Source organism: Paenibacillus durus, assembly GCF_000756615.1.
Classification (GTDB): Bacteria; Bacillota; Bacilli; order Paenibacillales; family Paenibacillaceae; genus Paenibacillus_AQ; species Paenibacillus_AQ durus.
Window position 1 is genome coordinate 4,734,333 of record NZ_CP009288.1, and the last position, 26,690, is coordinate 4,761,022.

Annotated in this window: 27 protein-coding genes and 1 riboswitch; of the genes, 8 read left to right on the forward strand and 19 right to left on the reverse strand. The window is 50.0% G+C overall.

Translation table 11 applies throughout. The features are described from left to right. Positions 1 to 4: 4 nt before the first annotated feature. Both PDUR_RS20575 and PDUR_RS20580 read left to right on the forward strand, forming a co-directional pair. Positions 5 to 934 (forward strand): NAD-dependent epimerase/dehydratase family protein, encoded by a 930-nt coding sequence (locus PDUR_RS20575; RefSeq protein WP_169744929.1) that lies wholly within the window; start codon positions 5 to 7, stop codon positions 932 to 934. Between the two features lie 131 nt (positions 935 to 1,065). Beyond that, entirely contained in the window at positions 1,066 to 1,236 is a 171-nt protein-coding gene (locus PDUR_RS20580) for a hypothetical protein (RefSeq protein WP_156130541.1), read from the forward strand. 162 nt (positions 1,237 to 1,398) lie between these two features. Here PDUR_RS20580 and rfbG read toward each other — a convergent pair whose 3' ends face one another. The 3 genes from rfbG to PDUR_RS20595 are packed head-to-tail and all read right to left on the reverse strand — an operon-like array spanning position 1,399 to position 4,148. Continuing rightward, positions 1,399 to 2,508, reverse strand: coding sequence for a CDP-glucose 4,6-dehydratase (gene rfbG, locus PDUR_RS20585; RefSeq protein WP_042207988.1), 1,110 nt, complete (start codon positions 2,506 to 2,508; stop codon positions 1,399 to 1,401). After that, positions 2,475 to 3,245, reverse strand: a complete 771-nt coding sequence (gene rfbF / locus PDUR_RS20590) for a glucose-1-phosphate cytidylyltransferase (RefSeq protein WP_042207989.1) — start codon at positions 3,243 to 3,245, stop codon at positions 2,475 to 2,477. Before rfbF ends, rfbG begins: the two co-directional genes overlap by 34 nt. A 33-nt stretch (positions 3,246 to 3,278) precedes the next feature. Beyond that, the gene (locus PDUR_RS20595) at positions 3,279 to 4,148 is read right to left on the reverse strand and encodes a glycosyltransferase family 2 protein (protein ID WP_042207990.1); all 870 of its coding nucleotides are present in this window, start codon (positions 4,146 to 4,148) and stop codon (positions 3,279 to 3,281) included. Between the two features lie 203 nt (positions 4,149 to 4,351). On the opposite strand from PDUR_RS20595, the gene PDUR_RS20600 reads away from it, so the two are divergent. Together PDUR_RS20600 and PDUR_RS20605 are read left to right on the forward strand one after the other, a co-directional pair. Continuing rightward, a complete protein-coding gene (locus tag PDUR_RS20600; RefSeq protein ID WP_042207991.1) occupies positions 4,352 to 5,314 on the forward strand; it encodes a glycosyltransferase in 963 nt (320 codons plus the stop codon). 12 nt (positions 5,315 to 5,326) lie between these two features. Next, positions 5,327 to 7,129 (forward strand): glycosyltransferase, encoded by a 1,803-nt coding sequence (locus PDUR_RS20605; RefSeq protein ID WP_042207992.1) that lies wholly within the window; start codon positions 5,327 to 5,329, stop codon positions 7,127 to 7,129. Between the two features lie 61 nt (positions 7,130 to 7,190). Here PDUR_RS20605 and wsfD read toward each other — a convergent pair whose 3' ends face one another. Then, complete coding sequence (gene wsfD / locus PDUR_RS20610) at positions 7,191 to 8,621, reverse strand: glycan biosynthesis hexose transferase WsfD (protein WP_042207993.1); 1,431 nt, start codon at positions 8,619 to 8,621, stop codon at positions 7,191 to 7,193. 52 nt (positions 8,622 to 8,673) lie between these two features. Next, complete coding sequence (locus PDUR_RS20615) at positions 8,674 to 10,572, reverse strand: LTA synthase family protein (protein WP_042207994.1); 1,899 nt, start codon at positions 10,570 to 10,572, stop codon at positions 8,674 to 8,676. A 132-nt stretch (positions 10,573 to 10,704) separates the two neighbouring features. On the opposite strand from PDUR_RS20615, the gene PDUR_RS20620 reads away from it, so the two are divergent. Then, entirely contained in the window at positions 10,705 to 11,847 is a 1,143-nt protein-coding gene (locus PDUR_RS20620; protein WP_042209557.1) for a glycerate kinase, read from the forward strand. A 52-nt stretch (positions 11,848 to 11,899) separates the two neighbouring features. On the opposite strand, the gene PDUR_RS20625 is transcribed toward PDUR_RS20620, so the two are convergent. Beyond that, positions 11,900 to 13,057 (reverse strand): hypothetical protein, encoded by a 1,158-nt coding sequence (locus tag PDUR_RS20625; RefSeq protein WP_042207995.1) that lies wholly within the window; start codon positions 13,055 to 13,057, stop codon positions 11,900 to 11,902. Further along, positions 13,057 to 13,638, reverse strand: a complete 582-nt coding sequence (locus PDUR_RS20630; RefSeq protein ID WP_407944244.1) for an RNA polymerase sigma factor — start codon at positions 13,636 to 13,638, stop codon at positions 13,057 to 13,059. Before PDUR_RS20630 ends, PDUR_RS20625 begins: the two co-directional genes overlap by 1 nt. A 139-nt stretch (positions 13,639 to 13,777) precedes the next feature. On the opposite strand from PDUR_RS20630, the gene PDUR_RS20635 reads away from it, so the two are divergent. Next, complete coding sequence (locus PDUR_RS20635) at positions 13,778 to 14,320, forward strand: DUF1003 domain-containing protein (RefSeq protein WP_042207996.1); 543 nt, start codon at positions 13,778 to 13,780, stop codon at positions 14,318 to 14,320. 41 nt (positions 14,321 to 14,361) lie between these two features. Here the strand turns inward: PDUR_RS20635 and fabF are convergent, their stop codons facing one another. Continuing rightward, entirely contained in the window at positions 14,362 to 15,600 is a 1,239-nt protein-coding gene (gene fabF, locus PDUR_RS20640; protein ID WP_042207997.1) for a beta-ketoacyl-ACP synthase II, read from the reverse strand. A 119-nt stretch (positions 15,601 to 15,719) separates the two neighbouring features. Between fabF and PDUR_RS20645 the strand changes: the two genes are divergently transcribed. Then, entirely contained in the window at positions 15,720 to 16,556 is an 837-nt protein-coding gene (locus PDUR_RS20645) for a helix-turn-helix transcriptional regulator (protein ID WP_042207998.1), read from the forward strand. A 651-nt stretch (positions 16,557 to 17,207) separates the two neighbouring features. Here PDUR_RS20645 and PDUR_RS20650 read toward each other — a convergent pair. Beyond that, on the reverse strand, positions 17,208 to 18,548 hold the full coding sequence (locus PDUR_RS20650) for a 5'-deoxyadenosine deaminase (protein WP_042207999.1): 1,341 nt from the start codon (positions 18,546 to 18,548) through the stop codon (positions 17,208 to 17,210). A gap of 52 nt (positions 18,549 to 18,600) precedes the next feature. Continuing rightward, a riboswitch (purine riboswitch) is annotated at positions 18,601 to 18,699 on the reverse strand. A 201-nt stretch (positions 18,700 to 18,900) separates the two neighbouring features. Here PDUR_RS20650 and PDUR_RS20655 point away from each other — a divergent pair. Then, positions 18,901 to 19,770: an NAD(P)-dependent oxidoreductase gene (locus tag PDUR_RS20655; protein ID WP_042209559.1), complete on the forward strand. Its 870-nt coding sequence runs from the start codon at positions 18,901 to 18,903 to the stop codon at positions 19,768 to 19,770. Between the two features lie 1,096 nt (positions 19,771 to 20,866). On the opposite strand, the gene PDUR_RS20660 is transcribed toward PDUR_RS20655, so the two are convergent. From PDUR_RS20660 to PDUR_RS20700, 10 genes are all read right to left on the reverse strand, one after another. Further along, positions 20,867 to 21,385 carry a GNAT family N-acetyltransferase gene (locus tag PDUR_RS20660; RefSeq protein ID WP_156130543.1) on the reverse strand — a complete coding sequence of 173 codons (519 nt, stop codon included), beginning with the start codon at positions 21,383 to 21,385 and terminating at the stop codon, positions 20,867 to 20,869. Positions 21,386 to 21,543: 158 nt separating this feature from the next. Next, on the reverse strand, positions 21,544 to 21,975 hold the full coding sequence (locus PDUR_RS20665) for a FliH/SctL family protein (RefSeq protein WP_042208000.1): 432 nt from the start codon (positions 21,973 to 21,975) through the stop codon (positions 21,544 to 21,546). Positions 21,976 to 21,980: 5 nt separating this feature from the next. Next, the gene (locus PDUR_RS20670) at positions 21,981 to 22,283 is read right to left on the reverse strand and encodes a hypothetical protein (protein ID WP_042208001.1); all 303 of its coding nucleotides are present in this window, start codon (positions 22,281 to 22,283) and stop codon (positions 21,981 to 21,983) included. Further along, a complete protein-coding gene (locus PDUR_RS20675) occupies positions 22,280 to 22,624 on the reverse strand; it encodes an alpha-helical endospore appendage domain-containing protein (RefSeq protein ID WP_042208002.1) in 345 nt (114 codons plus the stop codon). The genes PDUR_RS20670 and PDUR_RS20675 overlap by 4 nt, the downstream gene beginning before the upstream one ends. Before the next feature lie 13 nt (positions 22,625 to 22,637). After that, positions 22,638 to 22,925, reverse strand: a complete 288-nt coding sequence (locus tag PDUR_RS20680; RefSeq protein WP_042208003.1) for a hypothetical protein — start codon at positions 22,923 to 22,925, stop codon at positions 22,638 to 22,640. Positions 22,926 to 23,162: 237 nt separating this feature from the next. After that, complete coding sequence (locus PDUR_RS30125) at positions 23,163 to 23,294, reverse strand: hypothetical protein (RefSeq protein WP_269079193.1); 132 nt, start codon at positions 23,292 to 23,294, stop codon at positions 23,163 to 23,165. Next, positions 23,291 to 23,587, reverse strand: a complete 297-nt coding sequence (locus PDUR_RS20685) for a hypothetical protein (protein ID WP_042208004.1) — start codon at positions 23,585 to 23,587, stop codon at positions 23,291 to 23,293. Before PDUR_RS20685 ends, PDUR_RS30125 begins: the two co-directional genes overlap by 4 nt. Before the next feature lie 136 nt (positions 23,588 to 23,723). Beyond that, positions 23,724 to 24,395 carry an ABC transporter ATP-binding protein gene (locus PDUR_RS20690; RefSeq protein ID WP_156130545.1) on the reverse strand — a complete coding sequence of 224 codons (672 nt, stop codon included), beginning with the start codon at positions 24,393 to 24,395 and terminating at the stop codon, positions 23,724 to 23,726. A gap of 5 nt (positions 24,396 to 24,400) precedes the next feature. Beyond that, a complete protein-coding gene (locus PDUR_RS20695) occupies positions 24,401 to 25,690 on the reverse strand; it encodes a hypothetical protein (RefSeq protein WP_042208005.1) in 1,290 nt (429 codons plus the stop codon). Further along, the gene (locus PDUR_RS20700; RefSeq protein ID WP_042208006.1) at positions 25,687 to 26,661 is read right to left on the reverse strand and encodes an ABC transporter permease subunit; all 975 of its coding nucleotides are present in this window, start codon (positions 26,659 to 26,661) and stop codon (positions 25,687 to 25,689) included. The genes PDUR_RS20695 and PDUR_RS20700 overlap by 4 nt, the downstream gene beginning before the upstream one ends. Between the last annotated feature and the right edge of the window lie 29 nt (positions 26,662 to 26,690).

Consider the following 26,690-nt stretch of genomic DNA (forward strand, 5'->3'; position numbering starts at 1 on the left):
TATTGTGACTGGAGCGGGAGGATTTATCGGAAGCTCTTTGTGCAAGCAGCTTCGCCGGGAAGGCCATGAGGTGGTACGGATATTCCGCAGCCTGCCGGAGCATGCAGCCGATGCCGGAACAGCCTATGAAGATATTGCGGCGGATGTGCTCTCGGGCGGCTTTCCCGAACTCCGCATCGGCGGAGACGCCGTTATTCATCTGGCGGCGGCCAACGATATCGTTTCCAAGAATGGCCGGGAAGGAATTCAGCTCTCCTTAATCGGGACCAAAAATGTGCTGGATTTTGCCGTTAATAACGAAATACGGCAGATGATATTCTTTTCGACTATACAGGTACTCGGGTCGGAACTGCAAGGGATGGTCACGGAAGAATCGGCAGTCCTTCCTGAGAACGATTACGCCGCCAACCATGCGGTAGCTGAACTGTATACGGAAATGTATGCAAGAAAAGGACTGCTGCGTGCCGTCAGCATCCGGCCGACGAATGTGTACGGCCACTTTGCTTCTCCGACCATCAACCGCTGGAGCCTGGTTCCGGCCTGCCTGTGCAGGGAAGCTTTCTATAACAAGACGATTACGATCCGCTCCTCGGGAAGACAAAGAAGAAACTTTGTCAGCGTCGACAGTGTTGCCAATGCGACAAGCGCCGTGCTGGCGAACTTCCCGGCTTCCTATGACACGCTGAATCTTGGCTCCCCGTGCCATATGACGATTCTGGAAGCTGCGCAATGCGTGAAGCAGGTTCATGATGAAATGTATCCCGATCCGGTTCAGCTGCTCGTTCAAGGGGAGGAGCCGCGGCAGGAGAACCAGTTCGAAATATCCCTACGGAAATTGGAAGACCGGTACGGATTTAAGGAACACCTGGGAGCCGAGGATTTCCGCAAGGAGATCCGTCTCATCTTCCTCAGCCTGGAGCGCTCAGCTCACTGAGCAATAAAAGAGGGGATTTCCCCTAAAAGTTAAGAAGCCAGCAAGCCTTTCAGTTGTTGAAAGACTTGGCTGGCTTCTGCTTTTTTCTAGGAATCAGGGCAATCGCTCCAACATTAAGGGACGAGGTCAGGTTGGATGTAATTAAAGTTCAGCACCATTGCAAAACAGCTAAAGCGCATCTTTTTTCGGTCGAAAACGTTGATTCACAGAGAAAACCTACGATTTTACAGGAATTTGCGGCTGTGCTGATTGAATTTGCGGCTGAACAGGAAAAAAAGTGCAGTTTTGCAGGTACATCATAGAACGTATTTTCTCACACGACCAAAAGATGCACAATTTCAGGTATTCTGCATTATCCTGCTTCCATTCGAGCAGACCCGTCCGCCTGCCTAAATCCCACCATAAAAAGGGCATCCCAGCAGCCATTTCCATGGGCAGTATGGGACACCCCAATCTCTCCTGAATCAGCCGCCAGCCTGCTCAAACTCCCTAATCTGTGCACGGCACAGCTCCAGCATGTCTTCGCCATTCAAATAAGCTTTATACCAGGCGGCGGTCTGAGCCAGGGCGGTATCCAGATTCCATCTGGGCCGCCAGCCCAGCCGAGCCTTTGCCTTGGAGCAGTCGAGCTTCAGCGCGGCAGCTTCATGGAGCTTACCATCAGGCACAACTCCATAGGCTGCTCCCTCTCCCCATAACCGGCAGAATCGGCTGACCACCGATTCGACGCTCTGCGCATCCTGCTCCTCCGGCCCGAAGTTCCAGGCTTCGGCATACCGCACTCCTTCTTCATACAACCGCTGAGCCAGCAGCAGATAACCGCCAAGCGGCTCGAGTACATGCTGCCAGGGGCGCACCGAATGCGGACTTCGAATGACCAGGGGAGCTTGATTGCAAAAGGCCCGGAAGCTGTCCGGGATCAGCCGTTCACCGGCCCAATCTCCTCCCCCGATCACATTGCCCGCTCTTGCGGACGCGATGGCCACTCCATGCTCCTCATACCGGCTGGGGTTAAAAAAGGAATCGCGATACGAAGCAGTGACGAGCTCGGAGCAGGCTTTGCTGTTGGAATAAGGATCAAAGCCGCCAAGCCTGTCATTTTCCCTGTATCCCCAGAACCATTCCTTGTTGCTGTAGCATTTGTCCGTTGTAACGTTAACGACCGCCTTAATTCTGCCTCCTTGGGCGTTGTTCTGGCGCACCGCTTCGAGCACATGTACGGTTCCCAGCACATTAACCGCATACGTATCCACCGGCCGCTGATACGATTCCCTGACGAGCGGCTGTGCAGCAAGATGAAGCACGATATCGGGATCGGCAGCCTGCATTGCCCTCTGCAGGCGGCCGGCATCCCGGACATCTCCCGTAATTGAAGTCAGAAGCTGACCGGCCATGCTGCATTCGTACAGGCTGGGATCAGTCGGAGGCGCATCGGAGTAGCCGGTGACTTCCGCTCCGAGCTGGTGCAGCCAAATGGACAGCCATGAGCCTTTAAAGCCCGTATGGCCGGTAAGAAACACCTTTTTACCCTTCCAAAAGTTTATTTTTTCCACGGAGCATTCCCCGATTTCCATAATTGGTCCAAATAATTCTTGTCTCGTAGCGTATCCATCGGATGCCAAAAGCCTTCGAATGGATAACCCATTAAGTGGCCATCGCGCGCGAGATTTTCCAAGGGCTCCTGCTCAAATACCGTCTTGTCTCCCTCGATATATTGAAACACTTGCGGCTCGAGCACAAAAAAGCCCGCATTAATCCAGGAGTTATCACCTTTAGGCTTCTCCCGGAAAGCCTCAACCCGCTGCTGGTCATTAAGCTGCATCGCTCCGAATCTCCCTGGAGGCTGGGTTACGGTTACCGTGGCGAATTTGCCATGGCTGCGGTGGAATTTAAGCAAAGCGTTAAGATCAATCGAAGAGAGTCCGTCACCGTAAGTCATCATAAACGTCTCGTCCCCGATGAACTCGGCAATCCTTTTCAGTCTCCCTCCGGTCAGCGTCTCGAGCCCCGTATCCACCAGAGTAACCTTCCACGGCTCCGCCTTGCGCTGATGAATCAAGACTTCGTTATGATTGGCATAATCGAAAGTGACATCGGAATTATAGAGATAATAGTTGGAAAAATACTCCTTGATTACATTGCCTTTATAGCCAAGACAGATCACAAAGTCGTTAATTCCATAATGAGAGTACAGTTTCATGATATGCCACAAAATGGGCTTTTCGCCGATCTCGATCATCGGCTTCGGCCGCAGATGCGATTCCTCACTGATGCGCGTGCCGTAGCCGCCTGCCAGAATTACTGCTTTCATCCCGGACATCCCCTTTCAGGATTTACGTGAAAATTATCCTCTCAATACACTGTTCAGCACATCCATCAGCGCGACCTGATCATATCTTCGGACAAGAAGATTCTGGAAAAATATTTTCCGGGTCCATTCCCTTTCGGATCGGCCGCAGCTCCTCATATGGCATAAATTCAGATGAAGCGCCCATTCTTCGGCTGTGGGATCAAGTCCCATCCCGTGTAATAAATCCAGACGAATCCGATCCGCTTGCCAGATCTGTTCCAGGCTTTTGGTTCTGCTGAGCTGCTGATCATGATAGCGGTAATGCAAATAACATTGATTCAGGTTGGCTATGCGAGTGATTGCGGAAAGCCTGGCCCAGAGATGATAATCCTCCGCGTATTGGTAATTGGAGTCATAGGGCGAACTGTGAAGCTGGTCCAGAACCCGCCTTCTCATCACTACGGTAGGGTGCGTCAGACAGCAATTGATCAGCAGCGAACAAGCAACAATATCCGGATCGCAGGGAAGCGCGGTATTGAAACCTCCGAACTTATGAGAATCCATTATCCGGTACTGCGTACCGCAGACCCCGATATCGGGGTGCAGATCCATAAACTGAATCTGTGCCTTGAAACGATCCGGCAGACTGTAATCGTCCGCGTCCATTCTGGCAATGTAAGCTCCTGAGGCGGCGTTCAAGCCGCAATTAAGGCTGGACACAATTCCGCAGTTCGTCCCGTTATGAATCAGTCTGATACGGGGATCGGAATATCGCTCAAGAATCTCCAGGCTGTTGTCAGTTGATCCGTCATTGATGACGATCAGCTCAAAATCGGTATAACTCTGCTGCAGAATACTCTCCACCGCGTGCTCAAGAAAGCGAGATGCGTTATAGACCGGCATCAGGACAGAAAGGTTCGCCATCCATATCCTCCTCCTCTTACAATAGATTCCTGCGGAAGAGCTATAGATATGGACAGTTGCACCGGGAAATCCGCATATTTTGACCGGTCTGGGCACTAGGATTATTTAATAGCGTTATAGGCGGACTCCGTATGCAGCGGCGAAAAGGAAATCATATGATGTTTTAGTCCGTACACAAATGCTTAAGTACAGGAGGGTTCTCCATGAGAATTCTGCAAGTCGCGCCAAATCATGAAACGGTCCCTCCCTTCAGAGATGGAGGAACCGAACGAATAATCTATGAACTTTCCCAGGGGCTAGCCCAGAGGGGACATGAAGTTATTCTCTATGCTCCAACCGGCAGTCATATTTGGGGAACCGTAGTGGGCTACCCGTTTTACGGAGATGATGCCATCGGCTCTTATCTCATGGAAAATCTGCCGCAAAACATCGACATTATCCATGACCATACCTTCGATTCTGCGCTTAGCCGTGCTTTAGTAAATGTTCCGTTAGTGCATACCATTCATCTGCCGGTCTACAACCCCGTCCATTTTCCAATCTATGTAAGCCGCAGTGCCAGGGAAGCGATAGGCGGCGGATACGGATTCGATGTGCACAACGGTATTGTTCCTGAAGAATATGAGTTCAGCTATGAAAAAGAAGATTATCTGCTCTTTATGGGCAGAGTAGTCCGGGAAAAAGGAATTCTCGAAGCAATGGATCTTGCGGAAATGACCGGACAGCGGCTCATTATAGCCGGACCGCTCCATGATGAAGAGCTTTTTTTCCATGAGATTTCTCCCCGGTTGAACCGCAATCCCCTGCTCCAATTTGTCGGCCCGGTCGGCGGGAGAGTCCGCCAGGATTTGTTAAAGCATGCTAAATGCCTGCTTTTTCCTATCCAGTGGGCGGAACCGTTCGGGCTTGTGCTGATTGAGGCGATGGCTTGCGGGACTCCTGTACTTGCTCTCTCGAAGGGTGCCGTTCCGGAAATACTGGAGTTCTTACCCGAGATGATGTGCGAGTCATTCGAACAGATGGCAGGAAAGCTTTACTATTATGAAGCCCCCTACTCCCCTGATCAATTAAGAAACTATGTCACAGAACGGTTCTCGGTATCCAAAATGGTCGACGGCTATCTCTCTCTGTATCAATTAGCCATCTCAGAGTATTGGGGAAAATAGGAGGGATTGTACATGTATGAAGGAAGTACATTACATTTTGATGGCAACGAATGGATTAAGTTTCAGAGGACCTGCGAATTCAGCAATACCTTCACTTATGAATTTTGGGTAAGAGCGGAAGAGGAACAAATTCTGGATGAAGAACGGAATACAGGGGCCGACGGCATACATGGAAGAAAATATTTGGTTGGCCCGGATTTCTACCCGGCAGGATCTGCAGGCTGCGGAATCTCCGTGGGCACAAACGGCATCTCGGTGTTCGAGCATTCAGTAAATCATCTTCCCGCCAGGCTCGTCTTCGCGCATGATTTCTCGGAATGGCAGCATGTGGCCGTCGTGAGCGAAGACAAGAAACTGCGGCTGTATATTAACGGAGCCTGGGTAAAGAACGAAAGCATGTCCACCAATGTCGAACGGGTTATTCCCTCCCTCGGCCTTGGAGGACATATGTACGGTGCTTTTAAAGGCCAGGTCCGGGAGTTTCGCTTATGGTCGGCGGCCCGGAACGAGGAAGAGATCCAAGCTCATATGTTCTCGGGCCTGGACGGCGATGAGGCCGGTCTCTATTTTTACCGCGATCCGGGCAGAGGTATTGCGGTGTTCAGGGGGATTAAAAGATATTTTTCGGCGAGCGTGATTATGCCTTCCTATAACCGCTGCCCTTCGAACTATTTCTCCCTGCTGAGTTTGGAGCGGCAGCAGTTTCCGCTTCAGGAGATGGAGGTTATTTTTCTGGATGACGGCTCTACGGATCCTACGCCTGTCGTTTATTACTCGATTTATCCGGAATATTCATTTATTTATGTGCAGCAGCTTAAGAGCAGAGGAAGATCCAAGATTCGGAACATCGGCGCAAGCATTGCCGTAGGGCACACCCTGCTGTTTGTGGATGCCGAGATGATATGCGGGCCGGATTATATCATGACCCATGTAGGCCACCATCAAAGCGAAGAACGAAAGATTGTATCCGGGGCCATGCGCTGGAAATGCATTTATACGATGACGGGTCCGGAATATTCTCCGGAGCAGAAGTCGGCTATGAACGCATTATATGCCGGCCATCCGATCGCCGCGCCTATCATTGAGCGATTTATACAGGGGGATCAGACACCGGTGCAGCTGCTCCCCTTTGAATTGATGTTCGATCCCGGCCATCTTAACCAGTGGAGCAGCAAGAACGATTTCTTCGAAATCATACTGCAGACCTATGGCAGCAGATTTAAACTGTTTCACTACGCCTGGTTGAATCTGATCACGAATAACGTCTCAATGACCAAGCGTTTTTTTGATGAAATTGGCGGCTTCGAGGAAGATTTCGAGGGATTCGGCTGGGAAGACTGGGAGCTTGGTTATCGCGCCGCCCGAAAAGGAGCGATATTCATCCATGATGACGCGGTGATTAATTACCACCAGGAGCATCCGATTTTCCAGGGCAATGCTCTGCATTCCCGTTTCAACTATTTAAGATTTTATGAAAAGAACTCTAAAGCGATGGAGATCAAATTATTCGTTCTTACCATGGTGCCTGACCGTGTGACTCTTATCGTCCTTAACGATTATTTAACGGATTATAACAACCTCCAGACGATATACAAGAACCGTTTCGGGTCCTTGTGTCACTATTTGCATCGGACCTTAGATCTGCTGGTCCACAGCTTACGGCATAATGATGCAGTCATCCTGCCCCTTCCCCGTTCAATAACCTGGCAGGATGAAGAAGCGGCGGTCTATGCAGATGTTGCCGCGGTCAGAGAGATTGGCGCATTTCCTAAGCTGCTGGAGATGTTCGATCAAGTCTCCAAATACTATTATTGAAATAATGCTGCAAAAAAGCCGTGACGTTCTTATGCGTCACGGCTTATAAGTTAGAACGGCGTCAGTAAGAACTGCCGCGCCCAAAAACCCATCCTGTCAATCTGTAAACTGCCCAGGCAAACATCGTTACGGCCATCATGTCGAAGCAGACATTGAACAGAAATAAATGCTTGCCGATATCCGCGCGGCCATCGCCGAGAATCGGCACCAGGAATGCAAAGATGCCAAGTAGTCCGAGCAGCATCATCAGTTCGCAAGCCACCCGCTGCCGCCGATCCGCGCTGCGCAGGTATTCATATAGGGCCCCGGCATAATAAACAGCGTAGAATATGGCCAGAAACGCGAGATTATGCGGCAGCACATTATTTTTTAATTGACTCCATGCACTGTATGTATAGGCTAGAGCGCCTGGAGGCTTATTGTCCGCCTTCTCGTAATTTCCGAGGTATGAGGGGCGAATCGCCATGCTGTTCGCTGCGGCATAACGCATGTTATCCAATAAACGGCCGGGATGCTTCAGATAGAACATCAGCACATCCTTGTGTGAAATCCGGCTGTAAAAATCGGGAACGAGCGACGGGTCATCCTGTTTGATCGCTGTGCCGCTCTCGAAATAGTTCGTGCCTGCCAACACCTCCAATCTTTCAGGCAGCCCCAGCTCCTTAAGGTCCCCTTTCACATCCGGCGAACCGTTTAGAATGCCGTAAAATACCGTCTGGTACAGATTGATATGCTTCAAATCCTTGGGCGCGGCAGCGTACATAATGACGGAAATAAGAAAGATAGCAACCGAGAAACGGATCGCCGCTTTGCGGAAGCCCGCAGTCCCTTGAAGCGAAGCGAACCGCAGAAAGATCAGGGCGAAGGCGACGCCAATGGGCGCGTTCTGGATTTTGGAGCAGGTCAGGAAGAAGACGGCCACAAAGAAGAGCCACAAGTCCTTGACCGCCGGATTCTCCTTGAAAGCAAGCCTGAGTCCCAGCGCAAAAGTCAGCAGCATGAATACAAGTGAGACCGGCTCGCCGAACAGCGAATTGAAATATGCGAGATAGCCGATATCGTAAAAGACAAACAGCAGCGCTCCCGCCAGCAGCAGGCCCGTAATATAAGAGCCGCGGGCGTTATGCTTGACCAGCAGCCAGGTCGCAGCGAGCAGCAAAAACCCGTACACCGCAGCCAGCAGCCGGATGTCGAACCAGCTTCCATGAAGCAGTCCGCCCAGCAGCCTTGGCGCCAGCACGAGAAAAATCTGCGAAGAGGGATAGAACCCCCGGAACAGATTCTCATACGCGAACCGGGAATGGCTGTAGCTGAAAAAGCGGTCTTGATACGTCTCCGAAGCATCGTAATAATTCAGGCCGATCGTGTTCATCATTCGCAGAAAATCGCCGTTGTCGGCCACTCCAATGAATGGCCCAAGGAACACCAGGCCAAGCAGCAGGCCGAAGCCCGCTGCTGCCCCCAGAACATGCGGTTTTAACCATCGATTCATTATCCATTCTCTCCCAGCTTCTTCTTCATCGTTCAGACTCTTTGCCTGGCTGCTAACGTTTCGGCAGCAGCTTCACATATTCGTCCGACAGGCTCATCCATTGCAAAATATACTTGTAATCCCGCTCATACCCGGCAAAATCGGGGACCTTCTGTAACGTCTTCAGCGAGACGGCGTCGCCGTCCTGAAAGCTTTTGCCGGGAACGAACAGAATGTCGTCATTGAAAAAAGATCCCGAAGGCAGATAGTACCTCATGCCCAGCACATTATGCTGTATATTCAGCAGGTCATGTCCGAGCGGCGTCACCCCTTCATTTTTCAGCGATATCCCCAGCAGATTAGCCAGTGTCGGCATGATATCAAGCTGTCCGCCTGTCCGTTCGATCCTTTTCCCCTGCTCCGAGCTGGGCATGTGAATGATAAGCGGAATATTGAACCGGCTGATCCGGTTGTCGTATTTGATCCCAAGTGCGCCTTCCACCTGCTCCGGCGGAACATCCTGCGGCTGAAGGCCAAAATGGTCGCCGTAGAACACCAGCAATGTGCTGTCCCACAATCCGTTCTGCTTCAATCCGTCAATCAGCGTGCCGATGGCATAATCGGTGTAGTTAATCGCGGTCAGATAATCGCCGAGCATGGTGCCTTCGAGATTGTCCGGTACGGTTATTTTTCGGAACGAATCCGGTATTTGAAAAGGGTGGTGGCTGGAGGCCGTCACGAACTGGGCATAAAAAGGCGTCCCTTTCCGGTTTAACTCGGCCAGCTTCTGCACTCCCGTAAGGTACAGCTGTTCATCCGAAGCGCCGAAAGCGTTAAAATGATCATTCTTATAATACGGCTTATCGTAATAGCCGGTAAAACCAATTGCCGCATACAGTTCCTTCCGGTTCCAGAAGCCGACCTTGTTGACGTGGAACGTATAGGCTTCATAGCCCTTCTTCTTCAGCACGCGCGGCAGGCTCGGCAGCGTCCGGTCACCGAACCCGGTGGACATTGCCAGCGAGCCGATCGGATAAATCGACGTATTGCTCATAAACTCAGCATCCGAGGTGTTGCCCGGACCGATCTGCTGGAAGACATGGGGAAAATAGAATCCTTCGTCCGCCAGCTTGTTCAGATTCGGAGTCAGCTCCTGCCCGTTCAGCGACTGATGCAGCGGGAAGTTCTGGAAGGCCTCCATCTGCACGACAATGACATTCTTGCCTTTCATGGAACCGTAAAAGGCTGCCGACGGCGTTCCGGAAGGCGCTCCTCCATAGTTATAGGAGGCCTCCAGCGCCTCAACCTTGGCGATCGTATCCTTGATGTCGCCGGTGCCGACCAGTTCATTATTTTGACGCTCCCGAATCGCGGCAACGACCTCGTAATTAAGGAAGCCGGCGCTTTCCGCCTGCACGAGCTCGTTCGTGATTCCTGAGGAGGCATGGATCGAATAGGCGGACAACGACCCGCCTCCGATAATGGAGACCAGGATAACGGCCGGATACACGCCCCGGAACCTTGGCTGGGCATCGTACGAGCGCGTATCCCTTGTGCTAGTCTTCCCTCTGCGGAACAAGCGGTAAATCACATAGACGGCAATGTCCGCAAAGAACAAATAATCGACAGGCTGAATCGTCGACTCCACGCTGTCCCTGATCTGGAACACCTGGTTCAGCTCATAGAGAGCCAGATAAGTCGGCACCGAGCCGAAATGATTGAAATATACACTTGATGCGAACAGCAGCAGCGACAGTATGCCATTGAAAATCCAGAACACGGCGGTCTTGGCCCTCGTTGGCACCGCAACAGCCAAGATTCCCATCAGCAGCAGCATCGGCGCGGCATCGGCCAGCACCCATTCCCAGGCGATCCGGTCATAGAACAGCATCCGCAGCACCAGCAGCTTCAGCACGAGCAGCGCGGACACGGTATAGAATCCGACGGCGGTCCCTTTATTTTTTCCGTTCATGCTTACCCCTCTTATTTGTAAAATTCATGTAATACCCATTATAGTCAAAATAGAGCGAACCTCAAAGGCGATCGTGCAACGCTTATGTATTTGACGGCTTTCCGTTTTAACAATGAACCATGGGGTGAGAAGATGAGAGAGAAGACATTTGTGCTGGCGCCCGATTCTTTTAAAGAGAGCATGACGGCAAAAGAAGTATGTATCGCAATGGAAAAAGGGCTGCGCAAGGTCTACCCGGCGGCTAAATATATTCATGTTCCGATGGCGGATGGCGGTGAAGGAACGGTGCAGTCGCTTGTCGACGCCTCGGGCGGACAAATCCATTACAAGGAAGTAACGGGACCGCTCGGGCAGCTGGTGACAGCCAAGTACGGTATTCTGGGCGACGGGACGACCGCGGCAATCGAGATGGCGTCCGCAAGCGGAATTCATCTGGTGGCCAAGGAAACGAAAAACCCTTTGATTACGACAACCTATGGAACGGGCGAGCTGATTCGCGAATGTCTGGACCTGGGAATCCGGAAAATGATCATCGGCATTGGGGGAAGCGCGACGAATGACGGCGGCACAGGCATGGCCGAAGCGCTCGGAGCTAAATTTCTGGATAAGGAAGGGAATGCCCTCCCCCGAGGGGGAGGCGGTCTGGATAGGCTGGCAAGCATCGATATTTCCTCGCTGGATGAAAGGCTTCACGAGACCCAACTGATTGTGGCCTGCGATGTTACGAATCCGCTGTGCGGGGAACATGGCGCCTCCCATGTGTTCGGCCCGCAAAAAGGAGCCACGCCCGAAATGGTGCACAGGCTGGACGCCAACCTCGCCCATTATGCGGAGGTCGTGAAACGGCAGCTTCAGAAAGATGTGCGGGATATTTCGGGGGCCGGAGCAGCTGGCGGCTTAGGCGCGGGTCTGCTGATCTTTACGCAGGCGGAGCTCCGGAAAGGCATCGAAATTGTCGTTGAATATGCCGGCTTAAAGGAGAAGCTGGCGGATGCGGATTTTGTGTTTACAGGTGAAGGCGGCATTGACTTCCAGACCAAGTTCGGCAAAACCCCTTATGGGGTAGCCCGCGCCGCCAAAGAATGCGGCAAAAAAGTGATTGCCGTCGCCGGGTATATCGGTGAGGGAATCGATACGCTGTATGCGGAAGGCATTGATGCGGTATTCGGTATTGTTCCGGGTGCATCCGGCCTCGAGAAGCTGCTGGTTGAAGGGCCGCGCAATGTGGAACGTACCTGCGAGAATATCGCGAGGGTACTTAAGCTGAGCGATTAACAGAATCGTCAGGTGATGATCCGGTCCGCTGTTCACGGCGCGGACCGTTCCATCATTTTAGAATATCTATTAAAAAATTCCATATCTCTCCTGAGACGTTGTAGGAAATCGTGATAGCCGGAACTCCTGGCTTGGTGAATGTGGCGATACCGGGAGCTTTCGGATTTTTCTTGAATTGATAATCCTCAAGCCCAAGATGTAAGTCGTAAGCCGAAGTCAGAGCTTCCAGCTCCGACCGCAGCTTCTGCTCGCTGACAGCCACCAGTTGTTTGTCCCGTTCAGCCTGCACCGAAGCGGAGTCTGACTTCCCGTCGAACAGAGTGCGGTCGCTCACCCCATAGACAACCCGGACCGTGGAGTCCATCGTAACGGAGGACTCGCCGCTGAAATGCAGCGTCAGCAGATCCGATGTTCCTTTAACCACGCGGTAGGCTCCAGCCAGAGAGAAATTTTTACTGTTCTTGTTCATGATCTTTAACGCCTTGATTCCAGCTTCCACCGTTGCAGGGTCTAGGGTACCGATATCTATTTTGGAGCTCATTTCCGCAATGTCTCCGTTGATAAAACCGACTGTCGCATCTTCTGCTGCTAGTGTGGTTTGAATGTCTACCGTTTTGTCTCTGGCGGCATCATAATCAACATAACGTGAGGCCCTGTAAACAAAGTTTCCTTGATACCCCAAACTAGCCAGCGCCACTTCCGCTCCCCTACTCATTTTCTTCTCCACTCCCCCGGGTTTTAACGAGCTGTTCACCTGCGCCCGCACCATCGCCCCCGTTTCCGTGCTGATCCATATTTTGGCGGTGTTATATCCGCTGCGATACGAATAAAGGATCTGCTTCTTTTGCGATAGGCGGTCTGCGAACTCCAACGGAAAAGAGCTACCCACCATATTCCGCAGCGCCTTGTCCGCTGTACTCCTCATGTTCGCTTCATTAACAACTCCCGCAGCAGTTGAACTTACATTATTCGCACCCTGGTAGCCGGAGAGAGGACCGTCCGCTGCCATCCAGCCGATTCCGGCGATGGTCAGCGTAATACAAACGGCAACGACTGTTTTCGTATAGCGGGTACCCCGCTGTTCCCGTGCCGCCCGTTGTCCGCCTTCGCGGATGGTACGAATTACATTCTCTGCATGCTCCGCATTAAACCCGCGCTTTTCAAAAGGGCCGGCCTCCACCCGCTCATACCAATTCGGCTTGCTCTCCATTATTCCATCTCCTTCAGCTTGGATTGAACCTTGCGGCGGGCGCGGTACAGCCTCGATTTAACGGTTCCCTGCGACCAGCCGGTGAGTTCCGCGATATCTTTTACCGACATGCCGTACTTCAAATCGAGCACAAGCGCTTCACGGAATCCTGCGGGCAGTTTCATAATCACATCCCAGATTTCATTGACATGCATGCTGCTGAAATACTGCATTTCCGCCGAAGCGGCAACGACCATCCCTCCGCCTGCGTTCACCCCAATCCTTTCCGTCCGATCCGGCAGCGCGGCGATGTCTCCCCACAGACTAGTTCTGAAAAATCGGGATTTTCGGTAGGAGAACACAGCATTGCGCGCAATAGAGAACAACCAGGTTTGAAAGGAAGACCCTCCCCGGTACGTCCCGATGCGGTAATAGCATTTCACAAACACTTCCTGCGCCAGCCCATCCGCCTGCTCGCGGCTTGACGTTAGATAATAGATGTAATTCCAGACATCGCCGCCGAAACGCTTCATTACGGCCCGCAGCGTATCCTCATCCATACGGTCGGCATCTTTCAGTTCATCGAAGTTCAATGTGTTCACCTCACTGGATTAGACGAAGTTACAGCCGCCGCGGTTCCCGTTCCCGGAAAATAAAAGCGCAGCCCTATTCATACCATATACAAATGGAAAAGGATGAAGTAAGATGATGGCATTCTTTTTAACCTAAGGAGGGCAATCAATGGCGCAAGAGAACGCAAAAAAGGTCCCGCCCGAGGACGTGACCATTAATGGTTTCGGCATTGAACTGAACGACAAACATAAAGGGCGCATTGACAAATACGTGGAGCTTTATGAAAAACGCATCGTCGCCCATCTGGATGAGGAATACAGCAAGCAGACGGGCCTGGGCGGAAAATTGGCCGACCGTATCGCCACTTTCGGCGGAAGCTGGACGTTCATCATTTATTTTACCTGCTTCTTGGCGCTGTGGATTATTTGGAACTTGCTCAGTTTCACTCGGCATTTTGATTCACCGCCGTTTATTCTGCTGAATCTATGCCTGTCCTTTCTGTCCGCGTTCCAGGCGCCGGTCATCATGATGAGCCAGAACCGGCAGGCTGCGCGGGACAAGCACGAGGCGATCATTGACTTTGCGATCAACTACAAGGCGGAGCAGGAGATCGACGATGTGCAGGGCCATCTGCACCGGATTGAAACGGAGCTTCAGGAGCTGAAATCATTGCTGATGAATCAGCAGGAGAAAAGTAAAGAGTCAGAGTGAGCAAAAGATCCTCGCCATACTGTTAACTGGAGGGCGAGCTCTCATTCCTGATATTTCCGAATAACAATAACGGCATTATGCCCGCCGAAGCCAAAAGAATTGGACATGCCGATCTCCAGATCCCGGACTCTGGCTTCGTTGGGCACATAGTCCAAATCACATTCCGGATCGGGGCGCTCCAGGTTGATCGTTGGCGGAATGACGTTGTTCGTAAGGCTCTTGACTAAGGCAATCGCTTCCGCTCCGCCGGCGGCGCCGAGCATATGTCCCGTCATCGATTTGTTGGCGGTAACCGGAATGCGGTAAGCCTCTTCTCCGAACAGGGCTTTAATCGCGTTCGTTTCGGAGAGGTCCCCCACTTCCGTGCTGGTGGCGTGTGCGCTGATGACATCAATGTCCGCCGGTGAGAGCTTGGCTGCCTGCAGGGCCAGCTTCATCGCCTGATAAGCTCCTCTTCCTTCCGGATGGGTCGCCACCATATGATAGGCGTCTGAGCTGTTTCCGTAACCGATAACCTCCGCGCAGATTCGCGCATTCCGCCGCAGCGCATGGGTGAGCGACTCCAGAACGAGGATGCCCGCTCCTTCGCCGATTACGAATCCATCCCTTCCCGCGTCAAACGGCCGGCTAGCCCGCTGGATGTCCTCATTTCGGACAGATAAAGCATGGGCGTTGCCAAAGCTGGCAAGCGAAATCCCATTAATCGCCGCTTCCGTTCCCCCTGCCAAGATAACGTCCGCCTCACCGGACCGGATGATCCGACAGGCTTCGCCGATCGCCGTATTGCCGATGGAGCAAGCCGTAACCGGCGATAAGCTCGGACCCATGGCGCCATAACGAATGCTGATGGTTGCCGCGGCCATATTGGAAATCATCATCGGCACCAAAGTCGGACTCACCCGGTCCGGTCCGCGTTCAAGCAGCACTCGATGCTGATCAAGCAATGATCCAATTCCCCCGATTCCCGATCCAACATATACTCCGATCCGTTCCCTGTCCAGATCGTCCAGCTTCAGTCCCGAATCAGCCAAGGCTTGATCGGCGGCTGCGACCGCGAATTGAGTGAAGCGGTCCATACGCCGCGCCTCCTTGCGGCCAAACAAAGCTTCGGCGTCAAAATCCCGGACAACGCCCCCGAACCGGGTCTTATAGGCGGACGTGTCAAATGCATCAATTGCAGATATGCCCGATTGCCCATTTCGCAATTTATTCCAAAATTGTTCCACATCGTTGCCAAGGGGAGAAACGATACCCATGCCGCTTATAACAACTCTTTCCATTATGAATCCTCCTTCATTTCACATCCCCCGTTATCATGTCATGGAAATTATCCTATTACAAGTTGTTGTTTAAACTAGTATAATAGGTGCTATGATAATGAGTAATGGAGTGATGATTCATGAATGACGAGACCAGACTGGAAGCGCTATCTTCCTTCCTGAAATCGCAGCGCGCCAAAATTTCTCCCCTATCGGCAGGACTACCAGAGGGGACCCGCAGAAGAACGCCGGGACTTAGACGGGAAGAAGTAGCTCAGCTTGCTGGCGTCAGCACAACCTGGTACACCTGGCTGGAACAGGGTCGCGACATCAAGGTGTCTGTCTCCGTTCTCGACAATATCTCCAAGGCGCTCCGGCTTACCCCCGACGAACGCAAATATTTGTATTCGCTCGCGCTAGATACACATACCGGGCCTGAGTTCCCTCCCGAGACTCAATCCGAGATTCGCCCATCACTGCTTAAAATTATAAGGGAGCTGAAATATTCTCCAACGATTGTAACAGACCGCCGGTGCCAGATTGTCGGCTGGAATGAAGCCGCAAGACATGTGTTCCTTGATTTCGAACAAGTTCCCGCTGCGGAGCGAAATTTAATCAGGCTGTTGTTTGCCCGCAAAGAGCTGCAAAGGCTTGCCGTGAACTGGGAGGATTTTGTCGGAGGGTTTCTCGCCATTTTCAGAACCTATTACGGACAATACGTTGATGACGAATGGTATACCGAATTCCTCCGCGATATGGACAGAAACTACCCGGATTTCGACCGCCTCTGGCAGCGCAGCACCGTGAACAACGCCCCGGACGTGTTAATCGAATTCCGGCATTCCAAAGCCGGCAAAATGCTGTTCGAGCTGACTTCGATGCAAGTCCACGGCAGCGCTGATTTACGGTGCATTATCTATACTCCAGCGGCCAATGAGACAGAGATGAAGCTCATGAAGATGATTCAGAAGCTTTGATTCTGTATTTTGTCCTTTCGTTGTTAAATGAACGGCAGTTCGCAGATCTCTGAGCTGTACCGGCAGGAATGATGAACCAACACCCGGAATCCGAAAGATATTGCGGCAATGCTGGAACATACGGATATCGTCATTGGTCATCCATTTCATGAAATTGTTGCTAAACGAAAATTAGGGTTCAGTTTCCTTATCCGAATTTATCGAAAGTTCAGCGTCAGGCAAATGGGCTAAAAGTGCAGGTTTTTCAAATCCGAATCCTTCATAACATAGAGAAACCCTGAATTATGCAGGTATTTAAGGCCATATTAACTGAATGCAAAATAAACAGGAGAAAAAAACTGTATATTCGCAGGTGTGTAATCTAAAGGGTGTTCTCACGCGGCCAAAAGATGTACAATCTCCGGCTTTCTTCCTGACCCGCATCACCTATCGCACCTGGAATGCCCGAATAGCAGACCGTCCCCCGTATTCCCCAGCCTGACTCCCGCCTCAACAAGAAGAAACGCTAACGGCGTCCTTGAAGGACGCAAGTACGTTTCTCGTAGAAATATAAGACCAAACGAAAGCCGCGAAGCTTATAAACTTTTATATATAAATAAAGGGCGCCGCCGCAGCCATTTCCATGGCTCACTGGACGCCCTCATCAGCTCTTTACCCCAGCGGCGAGCGGGCCAGCAGTCTTTGAATGGAACGGTCCGCCTCGCGCAGCACGGTATCTTTGTCGACCGTCTTCAGCAGCCCTCTGTCCATCACGATTTTACCGTTAATGATCGTGCTTTCCACATCCGCGCGCGTCGCGGAATATACGATCCGGGAGATTGGGTCCGCGTCAAAGGAAGGGAACGTATGGAAGTTGAACAGGTTCAGAATCGCCAGATCCGCCTTTTTACCGACCTCGATGCTGCCGATTTCATTCTCCATCCCGACCGCTTTGGCTCCGCCGATCGTCGCCATCCGGAACACGGATTTAGCGTCCATCGCCGTCGGCCCGTGCAGCGGCTTCTGAATCAGCGCGGCCAGCCGCATTTCATTGAACATATCAAGGTTGTTGTTGCAGGGAGCGCCGTCCGCGCCCAGGCTTACTGATACATGCTCGTGAATTAGCCCCGGCGTGTCGGCAATGCCGGACGCCAGCTTCAGGTTGGAGCCCGGACAATGGCTGACATGCACGCCTCGTTCCCGCAAAATGCGCCGCTCCTCCTTATCCAGCCAAATGCAGTGGGCCAGAATAAGCCGCTCGTTCGCAAGGCCGATATGATCCAGATACACGATATTGCGCATGCCGGTCATGGCCTGCACAATTTCGATCTCGCCCTGATTCTCGGAGGCATGGGTATGCACTTTAACCCCGTAACGCGCCGACAGATCCCGGACTTCGGTTAACAGCGGCTCGGTGCAGGAAATCACGAACCTTGGGGAAAAAGCGTAGCGGATGCGCCCGCCGTCATACCCGTTCCATTTTTCCAGCAAATCCACGCTCTCCTGAAGCGAAGCCGCCGTATCCTCCTGAAGCGCCGCAGGCACATCCCCGCCCTTCTGGTCCATCATGACCTTGCCGGAGAGGGCGCGGATACCGCTCTTTGCAATCGCCTGAAACGCGTAATCCGTATGATGCACCGTCTCCATATCGACAATCGTCGTCGTCCCGCTGGAGATCAGCTCCCCGATGCCGAGCATGGCGGAATAATAGAGCGACTCCCCGTCATGCGCCGCTTCGAGCGGCCAAATGCGCTTGCGCAGCCAATCCATCAGCTCCAGATCGTCCGCCTTGCCCCGAAACAGCGTCTGGCATAAATGAATATGCGTCTGCACGAAGCCGGGGATGATGGTCCGCCCCGTGGCGTCGATCACCGTTTCTCCTTCCAGCGGCGCAAGACCGCTGCCGATTTCCGTAATCAGATCATCCTTAATCCGGATATCGCTGCCGCGCAGAATTTCCTCCTGCTTGTTCATCGTGATGAGTTCCGCGTTCTTGATCAATATACTGCTCATGACTGTTTCCCCCTTGAAATAGCTAAAATTAAAAGCAAAAAGGCTACAAAAACATGCCGAAGCATATCTTCGTAGCCAGAAATTTACGGTTTCCGGTAGAGACCCTTAATCCAATCATTAAGGATATACGAAAAATTTAAAATTCTTATGAATACCCTTATCATAATTCAGGGACGATTCATTGTCAACACGAGTGAACTAAATTGACATCACTCTTACGGTTTGTGGCGAAACCAGACAAAACCTAACATAATCGACAAAGTCATAGTGACTAAATGGCTATTCATTCTGCCTTGTTGGGTTTAAAATAGCATAGATATCCTTGAAAAGGAGTGTAATCCAATTGAAAAACATGGCATGGATTGGAACGGGGCATATGGGGCTTCCCATGGCCCGCAATTTGCTGAAGGCGGGCCACAGCCTGCATGTTTATAATCGGACGACAGAGAAGGCCGAGCCGCTCAGAGGGGAAGGAGCCGTCATTTGCCAGACGGCGGGAGAAGCCGCTGCGGAAGCCGATCTGCTCTTCCTAATGCTGACCAAGGGCGAAACGGTCCGGGAAGTGCTGTCGGGAGAAGAAGGCATTCTTGCAAAGCTCCGTCCGGAAGCCGTTGTCGTAAATATGAGTACAATTGGCCCGGAGGAAGCCAAGGAATTCGCCCGGATTACCGGCGAAGCGGGAGGAATTTATGTAGATGCGCCCGTGTCCGGCTCGGTAGGGCCCGCGGTGCAAGCGCAGCTCGTCATCCTGGCAGGCGGAGACAGCGAGGCGGTTGAAGCTTGTCGGCCTTATTTCGATAAACTGGGAAAGGCGACTATTCATTTCGGAGATGTCGGAGCGGGCAGCTCCGCCAAATTGGCGATCAACCTGCTGCTCGGCGTTGTTGCCCAAGGCGTGGGCGAGGCGCTGCTGTTTGGGGAAACGGCTGGACTTGACCGTGAGCTGGTGCTGCAGATGATTAGCGAATCGGCCGTGTCCACGAAGCTGTTCGAGGGCAAGAAAGAGATGTATGTAAAAGAAGAGTACCCTTCCGCCTTCATGATCAGCCTCGTTGCCAAGGATTTGGGGCTGGTTGCGGATGCAGCGCACAGCTACGGCATCCGGCTTCCGCTCGCTGAAGCAGCCAAGGAAACATACGCAGCCGCTGATCATAGCGGCAAGGGGGCGCTAGATATGGCCGCCGTATGGCTGCAATTGAAGGAGGTTAAGGGAGACAAGTGATCCCAGGCAAACCTTAAGCAAACACTTAAAACCCCGTATACCTTTTTTATGGTAACGGGGTTTTAAGTCTCCTGTTGGCTACGCAATTTAATTCATATCCTCCTACAACAATCCATACTTTTGACATGGTACATTTTCCGATGATTCCATGTTACCCGATTTCCAATCGGCTTGACCGCTTTGGACAATCGCTTCAGAATTGTTTTTCAAATTTTACCTTACAATCCTCATACTCCGATTTCGGAGTACTTCACCGAAACTCCATGTCCTGCATATGGGTGTTTTTCGGTTCCCGCGTACACGATTCTCGCGAAAAACGCTGTCACGTCCGTTTTCCTTATGTGCGATTATCGTACATTGTACGCTTCGCTAACCTTTTCCAATGGAATCCCGCTCCTTTCTCACAAGACATTTCGTCTTGTTTTGAAACAGCTTGTTTCCTTTTTCCATGGTTCGCCTGGATTTTCGGATAACATACCCTTTGGTCTGCTTAAACGGTTCATATGTTCGTCTGTGCTTCGCCATTGCTTCCGCTTAAACGGCTCATTTGTCTATCTTTGCTTATGCCAATGGCTTCCGCTTAAACGGCTCACGATTCCGTTTTGGGATATACCAATTGATCTGCTCAGATAGCTCATTTGTCCGTTGCCGCTTCACCGACTGGTCTGCTCAAACAACTCATTGTCCCGTCTTGGCTGCGCCAATTTAAGGTATGCACCGATTGCCTAGCCCATCGGAGTTTGCTCCCTTCCTTATATAAAATAAGGAATTTGGGAATTATCACCTTCCGCTGCTGCAAGAAAAATGGTGGGCCGCTGAATTTCAAAACATCCGCTTTAGAGCGTTATCCATCCGGCTCTATTTTTTCGTTCAGCTCTTCTGGTGATGTCTTTATTATAGACTACTTATCTTAAATTTTAAAACTTGATATTGCGGACTTTAGCGTCTTATTTCCCGGTATTCCTGCAAAAATGGAGATTAGCCGAAAAATGCTTACGCTTTCAAAAAATAGATGGGTTTCTCGCCCAATTTCGTTGTAAATGCTTTCATTGGAAATTTTCAAAGGTATTAATTAATGGCCCAGGCCAAAAAAAGGTTAATCGGGCCGAACCAGAATCTTCTCCAGCACCGGGAAATGGGCCGTCTTGCCGGGCAAGCGGAACTCCCCTCTGATTTCGTATCCGAGACGGCGGTACAGCTCAAGCGCTCTGTCATTTTTGGCGTATGTATCCATTCGGATGCTCTTATAACCCTGTTCCTCGGCAAAATTCTCGGCAAACGAGATCAATCTGCGAGCAATCCCCTTGCCTTGAACCTGTGGATGAACCGCCAGACGATGCATCACCAGATGGGGGCCTTCTATCTGCACCCAATCGACTTGCCGGTACGGCTCCAATTGAATTTCATCCAGCACGACAATGCCGGCGACCGCCCCGTCCTCCTCGCAGACATACAGGGTTCCCCGCTCTATGTCCCCGGCGATAACTTCCGCGTTCGGATAGCTTTCGTCCCACTGGTCGCTTCCGCCTTCCTGCATCACCCGCACGCATTCAGCAATCAGCGCCATAATCTGCTCAAGCTCTTCTATTCTTCCTTTTCTAATGTCATGCTCCACGTTTCTGCGCACCTGCCTCTTTTGTCAGTATCCGAGTCTATACAACTCTGCCACTTGACAGTCTACCACAGATGACGGGACAAACTAAAATCTTAAAAGATTTTCGCTTAGGGACATGGTGAAGCGGCGGCGAAAGGGGCCTTCACCGCCGCAATCCTTCATTTAAATTCCAGCTTGTGTCCGTCCTCAAAGCCCTTGGCGAATCCGGTATCGAATCCGACGTCGTAGGCTTCATTGTAGCCCTGCTGATAGGCGCCATCCGGCGGCGTTTCCGGAGCAACGCCCGGTTCGGAGGGGAGCGGTACAACCACCTGTTCAGTCTCCGCCGGAGGGTTGGCGGGCACGGGTTCCGGAACCGGCAGAACATCGGGCCGATGGAGCCGTCTTTTCTTGCGCAGCTTGACGCCTTTTTTCCGCAGCCGCGAGCGAAGAGGCCGGGTTAGCCGTTTTTTACGGCCCTTAAGCGCGGTTCCCTTGCGGATTTTACGGATTTTACGGACTTTACGAACCTTGGTTTTCCGCGACAGCAGCACTTTGCATCTGCGGGCCGTTTTTCCCGTACGCGACGGCTTACGGCTTGATTTCTTCATCTCTGTCACTCCTTCAGTACTGCGTTCGCGCCGCGATGCCCCAAAACGCAGGACGGTGCCAGCCATGGCGCGGAGGGAATTCCTTCTTTGTGTTTATGCAGCGAAATGCCGGACATCATCCGGCACATGGCGCTCTGGTATTCGCTGAGCACCCTGACATTGTCGCACAGCTTGCGGGCTGCAAGCTCCGAATGGCCTGTCAAATCTGCTATGGTTTCCAGAATAGCCGCCAGCGCGGCCTGGCTGCGGGCGATGGAGCGGATCATTTCCAGCTTGACGGCGCGTTCCGAGAGCTGCAGCCCGCTCATTTCTCGTCTTCCCCGAAGCTGAACCCGCCTTCGGTCAGACTTCCGAAGCCGTCTCCGCTGCTTTCCTCTTCCCCAGTGTCCAGCATGGCTTTCAAATTGCTGCACAGACCGTTCTCGAGTTTGGTTAATCCCTCCACCAATTCTACAATCGCGTCATGGATGGAGAGTGATTCCTTTAACTGGTCTTCGTGCGTATCGAACGCACGGGGATGAATATGATGGTGCGTCCACTCCTTTACCTTCTCCGCTTCCACCGCCTTAGCTTCCAGGATCATTGCGATATTCCACTGGATGGTGGCGGTGGATTCCAGCATTTTCAGATAAGCCTCTTCTCTGCTCATCGTCCACCTCCCGCTACTCTTCTTCCTGGCTGTTCAGTTCCTTGATGACTCTGCCCACCTGCTCGGCCACCGCCTCCTGAAGATCGGCGAATGCGTTAAGATAGGCGATAATATTCTTGTTCACCTGGCCCGCGCTTTCAATGACTCCCGCACTGCCGCCGAATTCCGGCTCCGCATCCGGCAAATCATGGACGATTTGCGCCATGCGGACAGCCACGTGGCGCTCGGCGTCAAGAATGCGAGCCATCTGTTCATGCGAATGGGCCATGTGCTCCAAGATTTTGGTGATCTTATTCTGCATGATCATGTCTCCTTTGCTTAGGCGCCCTGCTACAACATATGCGGCGGCGGCATGGTCGGTTACGGGGAAGCAAAGGAATGGCGGAATTCAGCCCGATGCCTCCCGATGCAGCCCGATGGACAAAAAGACGAGCACCCCAGCCTGGAGCGCCCGCCTTCCTCTTTCATTTGTAATTATTTGGTTAGTACATAGGTTCTTGGATAGAATCCGAATTTTTCATAAAAAGGCAATGCTTCATCATTCCCGAACAATACTGAGATCGTCTGAAAAATGATTGGAAATCGATGCATGATGATCTCTCAGCCGTTCCCATAGCGGCTCTACCAAATGGAGTCCGGCTTGATCGGTTTGTGTATAGGTTATCTTCACAAGCGCCTTGTATCCTCCTGTTCCAGGTTTTCTGCAAAATAGGCTTTTTCCGCTCTCCTGCCTGCGGCTCCAAGGCCGAATACGACCAAAAGAGGCAGCAGCAGTATGCTTGCCGCCAGCAAAGGCGCCCTGATCGAGAACCGGCTGCCGATCCAGCCAACCACCGGTCCGCCGGCAGTCTGGTCAAGCGCGTCGGACTGGCTGACCATCGACAGAACGGTCGCCCGGCTCCGGCTCTCCAGATTCCGGTTCAGCCAGGAGGCGTATACCGGCTCGGCTACTGAAGAAGCCATGCCGATCAGTCAATTCGACAAGCTCTTCGTGGAGATGTAGAAAACCGCACCCTCTATCGTAGCCCCAGTAAAGAAATCAAATCGGATGTCAAGCAATGATATAGACACTTAATTTAGAATAATCAATAATATATTTCTAAGAAATCGCATTTAACTTCTTATTTTTAAGTTCATATTTTTTTTTGCATAAATTGGCAACCGATTTATCATGGGTAACAATGACCATGGTCGTCCCTCTATGATTTAGATTTTTAAATATTTCTAAAATGGTTTCTTCGGTTTTCTCATCCAATGAGCCGGTTGGTTCATCAGCTAAAAGGATAGAAGGATTTTTCACAATAGCCCTCGCTATTGCTACCCGCTGCCGCTCACCACCGGATAAGTTGCCAACAGGTCTACTTTTCAGGTGACTTATCTCTAATTCCTCTAAAACCTTTTCAACCTTTAACTTGATCTCTTTCTTTGATTGTCTAAGATATTGTAAAGGCAGAGCGACGTTATGGTATACATTTCGGTCACCCAAGAGATTGAAATATTGAGTAACAAATCCAATATTGTATTTACGATATCCTGCAAGTTCATTGGTTGTCATTGCCGACACGTCTTTACCGTTAAACAACATAATCCCTTCGTCTGACTGTATTAACCCGGCTAAAATGTTAAGAAGTGTAGACTTTCCGGAACCGCTTTTCCCTTGTATAGCTACCGATTCGCCTTTATAAATTCGAAGATCAATATGATCTAGCAAGCTGCTATAATCATTTCCGTTTCTAAATTGTTTTTTTACACCTGAGAGTTCAAGTATCATACTTATTAATTCCTTTCATCGTCATTAGTTTTCAAGAAGTACGTTTTCTTGAGCCCGTTCCTGATAAGAAAATGAATAATAATAATCATCATAATACAGATTCCCAACATGTAAATCAGAATGCTTATCTCACCTATTTTCAGTATATTTCTTAATACGACTCCGCTAAATATGCAAGCAACCAGCAATAAAGAGCTTATTTCAAGCCATTGCGACGTCAATAAGAATTTCTGAGAAGCTCCATTGATATAATGCACATAAAAGGAGGCAAACCTTCTTTTTTGCTGCAACAGAAATATGATGCTGATAATGATTATATTTAGAACCAAAGTAGTGATAAAGATCGCAAAGGCTAGACCTTTGTTTTCTAACATAACGGTTAGCAGCCCTCTGTATTTAGCAAAATGAGGATTTAGATTTATGAATGAATAACTTCCAAAAGATGTTTTTTTTGAGATTGCTTCTACTCTTTGCATCATTAGTTGATTAGCTTTTGGAGTATTATCCGTTATGATGTAACCGTTATCCATAGCAAAATAATTTTTACGTTGAAAAAGCTCATCTTCTTTGGTAACAGGATTACCATGGGATTGATAGGGTAACAAAAGGTGTTCGTCCAAATAAAACTCTGAAGAGGTCTGGTAGTATATCTTACTATTTTTTTTGAGAAATCCGATAATCTTTGCTTTTATAATTTCCCCGTAGTACTCAATTTCTATCTTTTCACCAATTTTAAAAAAAGATTTATAGGAATTTCCCATGACCACGGGCATGATTTCCTGGGGATTTTCAAAATCCTGTTGACTCCACAATCTACCATCTTCGGTCTTCAACTCAAAAAAAACAGGAACCTTCTCATTGATCTGAAGTGATTTAACTTCAGTGAATACTTCCGTTCCAGATGTAAACCGATTGATTTCAGCGCCTCGTTCATATCCTTGTCCAAACGGTTCAAGCGGTTGATCACTCTTCAGAAGTATAGGGTGATCGAACATGGCCAAATAATTAAAATCTGACGCTGAGTTCAGTTCTTTATAATAATTCTTAAGGATACTTAAATAATTGGGTCGGCTTATGAAGTTTTGATAGTCTTCACCATCGTAGTAACCATCCAGCAGTTGATATACCGCCTTGCCATCATATATATTTTGAAGATGCTTGCTTTCATAATTTAATTGTTCAATGAACGTCAGGAAAGTGCCTACAAGAATGAAAAATGCAGTCAGATGCAAAACCAAAAATATTATTGTAGCTTTGTAAGCGAAAAAGTAATGCTTTAACTCTCGAATAATCACCTTTTTACTACACCCCGTTTTTTCTCTAAATGATCTCTCCCTATAAAAACACCTATGATAATCCATGACATTAGAATTGTTGCAGGCATAACTAGCAATACTTTGCTTAAAGCAAGAGAGTCGAAAATAACAGCTCCGCTAAAGATAAAAAGGCTGATCAGAGATGAAAGAAAGATGATGACTGAATTTTTAATTAATATTTCAAAATAAAGATTTTTCTTTGATATACCTAACATATACAGGGTGTTTATGACCTTTTGTTCCTTTTCATACCCATATCTTAATATTGAAATAAGACCGATCAATAATAAGAAATACATTTCAAGTAAAAGAAACTTATATAGAAAGGGAGCATCGCCTGTTCTAAGAAACCCTTTTTGAAAGTTATCAATAGTAGAAATAAAGGAATCCGATTTTGTAGCTCTATTTAGTATTTTTTTCATAACATTCGGGTTATCACTGTCAATAACTATTTTAGTATTTAAATCATTTAATTGAAGACCGGGATCATGCAATAGAATAAGATAATCCACGGAGCTTGGAAAAGACGCACCCATTATTCCTATAACTTCGTAACTTTGTGTTTGATATGATATGTACTTCACTCCGCTTATTGTACGCGTATACTGCTCCATCTCTCGTCCTATAACTGCAGTTTTGGTTCTTTCGGAGAGATTTAAGAAATCTCCTGAAATCATAGGGGGAGACCAGTGTCCATTGTTCTTCAATAAGTATCTGTGAGTGTCATCTTCTTCTAGGAACAAGCGATATTGGGATTTGCTTAAATCTTCATTAATCCACGTTAGATCTCCCTTTGCAATTAACATCGACGAGTTGCTGGTATAGAGATTATTCGATAGTTGCTCATACATTTGTTGTTTATTTACATAGAATTGAAAGGTATAGGTCATTAAAAATAAAAAAACAAAGAGAATAAAAATAGGAATATTATTCCTTTTAAATATAAGCATTTCTGTATCCCCGCTTTTCAAAAATAGAA

What these genes read in the sequence shown, in the direction of transcription:
- rfbG (WP_042207988.1), bottom strand. Translation starts at nt 2,508, where the DNA reads ATGGAAATCGGGGAATGCTCCGTGGAAAAAATAAACTTTTGGAAGGGT.
- rfbF (WP_042207989.1), bottom strand. Translation starts at nt 3,245, where the DNA reads ATGAAAGCAGTAATTCTGGCAGGCGGCTACGGCACGCGCATCAGTGAG.
- PDUR_RS20595 (WP_042207990.1), bottom strand. Translation starts at nt 4,148, where the DNA reads ATGGCGAACCTTTCTGTCCTGATGCCGGTCTATAACGCATCTCGCTTT.
- PDUR_RS20600 (WP_042207991.1), top strand. Translation starts at nt 4,352, where the DNA reads ATGAGAATTCTGCAAGTCGCGCCAAATCATGAAACGGTCCCTCCCTTC.
- PDUR_RS20605 (WP_042207992.1), top strand. Translation starts at nt 5,327, where the DNA reads ATGTATGAAGGAAGTACATTACATTTTGATGGCAACGAATGGATTAAG.
- wsfD (WP_042207993.1), bottom strand. Translation starts at nt 8,621, where the DNA reads ATGAATCGATGGTTAAAACCGCATGTTCTGGGGGCAGCAGCGGGCTTC.
- PDUR_RS20615 (WP_042207994.1), bottom strand. Translation starts at nt 10,572, where the DNA reads ATGAACGGAAAAAATAAAGGGACCGCCGTCGGATTCTATACCGTGTCC.
- PDUR_RS20620 (WP_042209557.1), top strand. Translation starts at nt 10,705, where the DNA reads ATGAGAGAGAAGACATTTGTGCTGGCGCCCGATTCTTTTAAAGAGAGC.
- PDUR_RS20625 (WP_042207995.1), bottom strand. Translation starts at nt 13,057, where the DNA reads ATGGAGAGCAAGCCGAATTGGTATGAGCGGGTGGAGGCCGGCCCTTTT.
- PDUR_RS20635 (WP_042207996.1), top strand. Translation starts at nt 13,778, where the DNA reads ATGGCGCAAGAGAACGCAAAAAAGGTCCCGCCCGAGGACGTGACCATT.
- fabF (WP_042207997.1), bottom strand. Translation starts at nt 15,600, where the DNA reads ATGGAAAGAGTTGTTATAAGCGGCATGGGTATCGTTTCTCCCCTTGGC.
- PDUR_RS20645 (WP_042207998.1), top strand. Translation starts at nt 15,720, where the DNA reads ATGAATGACGAGACCAGACTGGAAGCGCTATCTTCCTTCCTGAAATCG.
- PDUR_RS20650 (WP_042207999.1), bottom strand. Translation starts at nt 18,548, where the DNA reads ATGAGCAGTATATTGATCAAGAACGCGGAACTCATCACGATGAACAAG.
- PDUR_RS20655 (WP_042209559.1), top strand. Translation starts at nt 18,901, where the DNA reads ATGGCATGGATTGGAACGGGGCATATGGGGCTTCCCATGGCCCGCAAT.
- PDUR_RS20665 (WP_042208000.1), bottom strand. Translation starts at nt 21,975, where the DNA reads ATGAAGAAATCAAGCCGTAAGCCGTCGCGTACGGGAAAAACGGCCCGC.
- PDUR_RS20670 (WP_042208001.1), bottom strand. Translation starts at nt 22,283, where the DNA reads ATGAGCGGGCTGCAGCTCTCGGAACGCGCCGTCAAGCTGGAAATGATC.
- PDUR_RS20675 (WP_042208002.1), bottom strand. Translation starts at nt 22,624, where the DNA reads ATGAGCAGAGAAGAGGCTTATCTGAAAATGCTGGAATCCACCGCCACC.
- PDUR_RS20680 (WP_042208003.1), bottom strand. Translation starts at nt 22,925, where the DNA reads ATGCAGAATAAGATCACCAAAATCTTGGAGCACATGGCCCATTCGCAT.
- PDUR_RS20685 (WP_042208004.1), bottom strand. Translation starts at nt 23,587, where the DNA reads ATGGCTTCTTCAGTAGCCGAGCCGGTATACGCCTCCTGGCTGAACCGG.
- PDUR_RS20690 (WP_156130545.1), bottom strand. Translation starts at nt 24,395, where the DNA reads ATGATACTTGAACTCTCAGGTGTAAAAAAACAATTTAGAAACGGAAAT.
- PDUR_RS20700 (WP_042208006.1), bottom strand. Translation starts at nt 26,661, where the DNA reads ATGCTTATATTTAAAAGGAATAATATTCCTATTTTTATTCTCTTTGTT.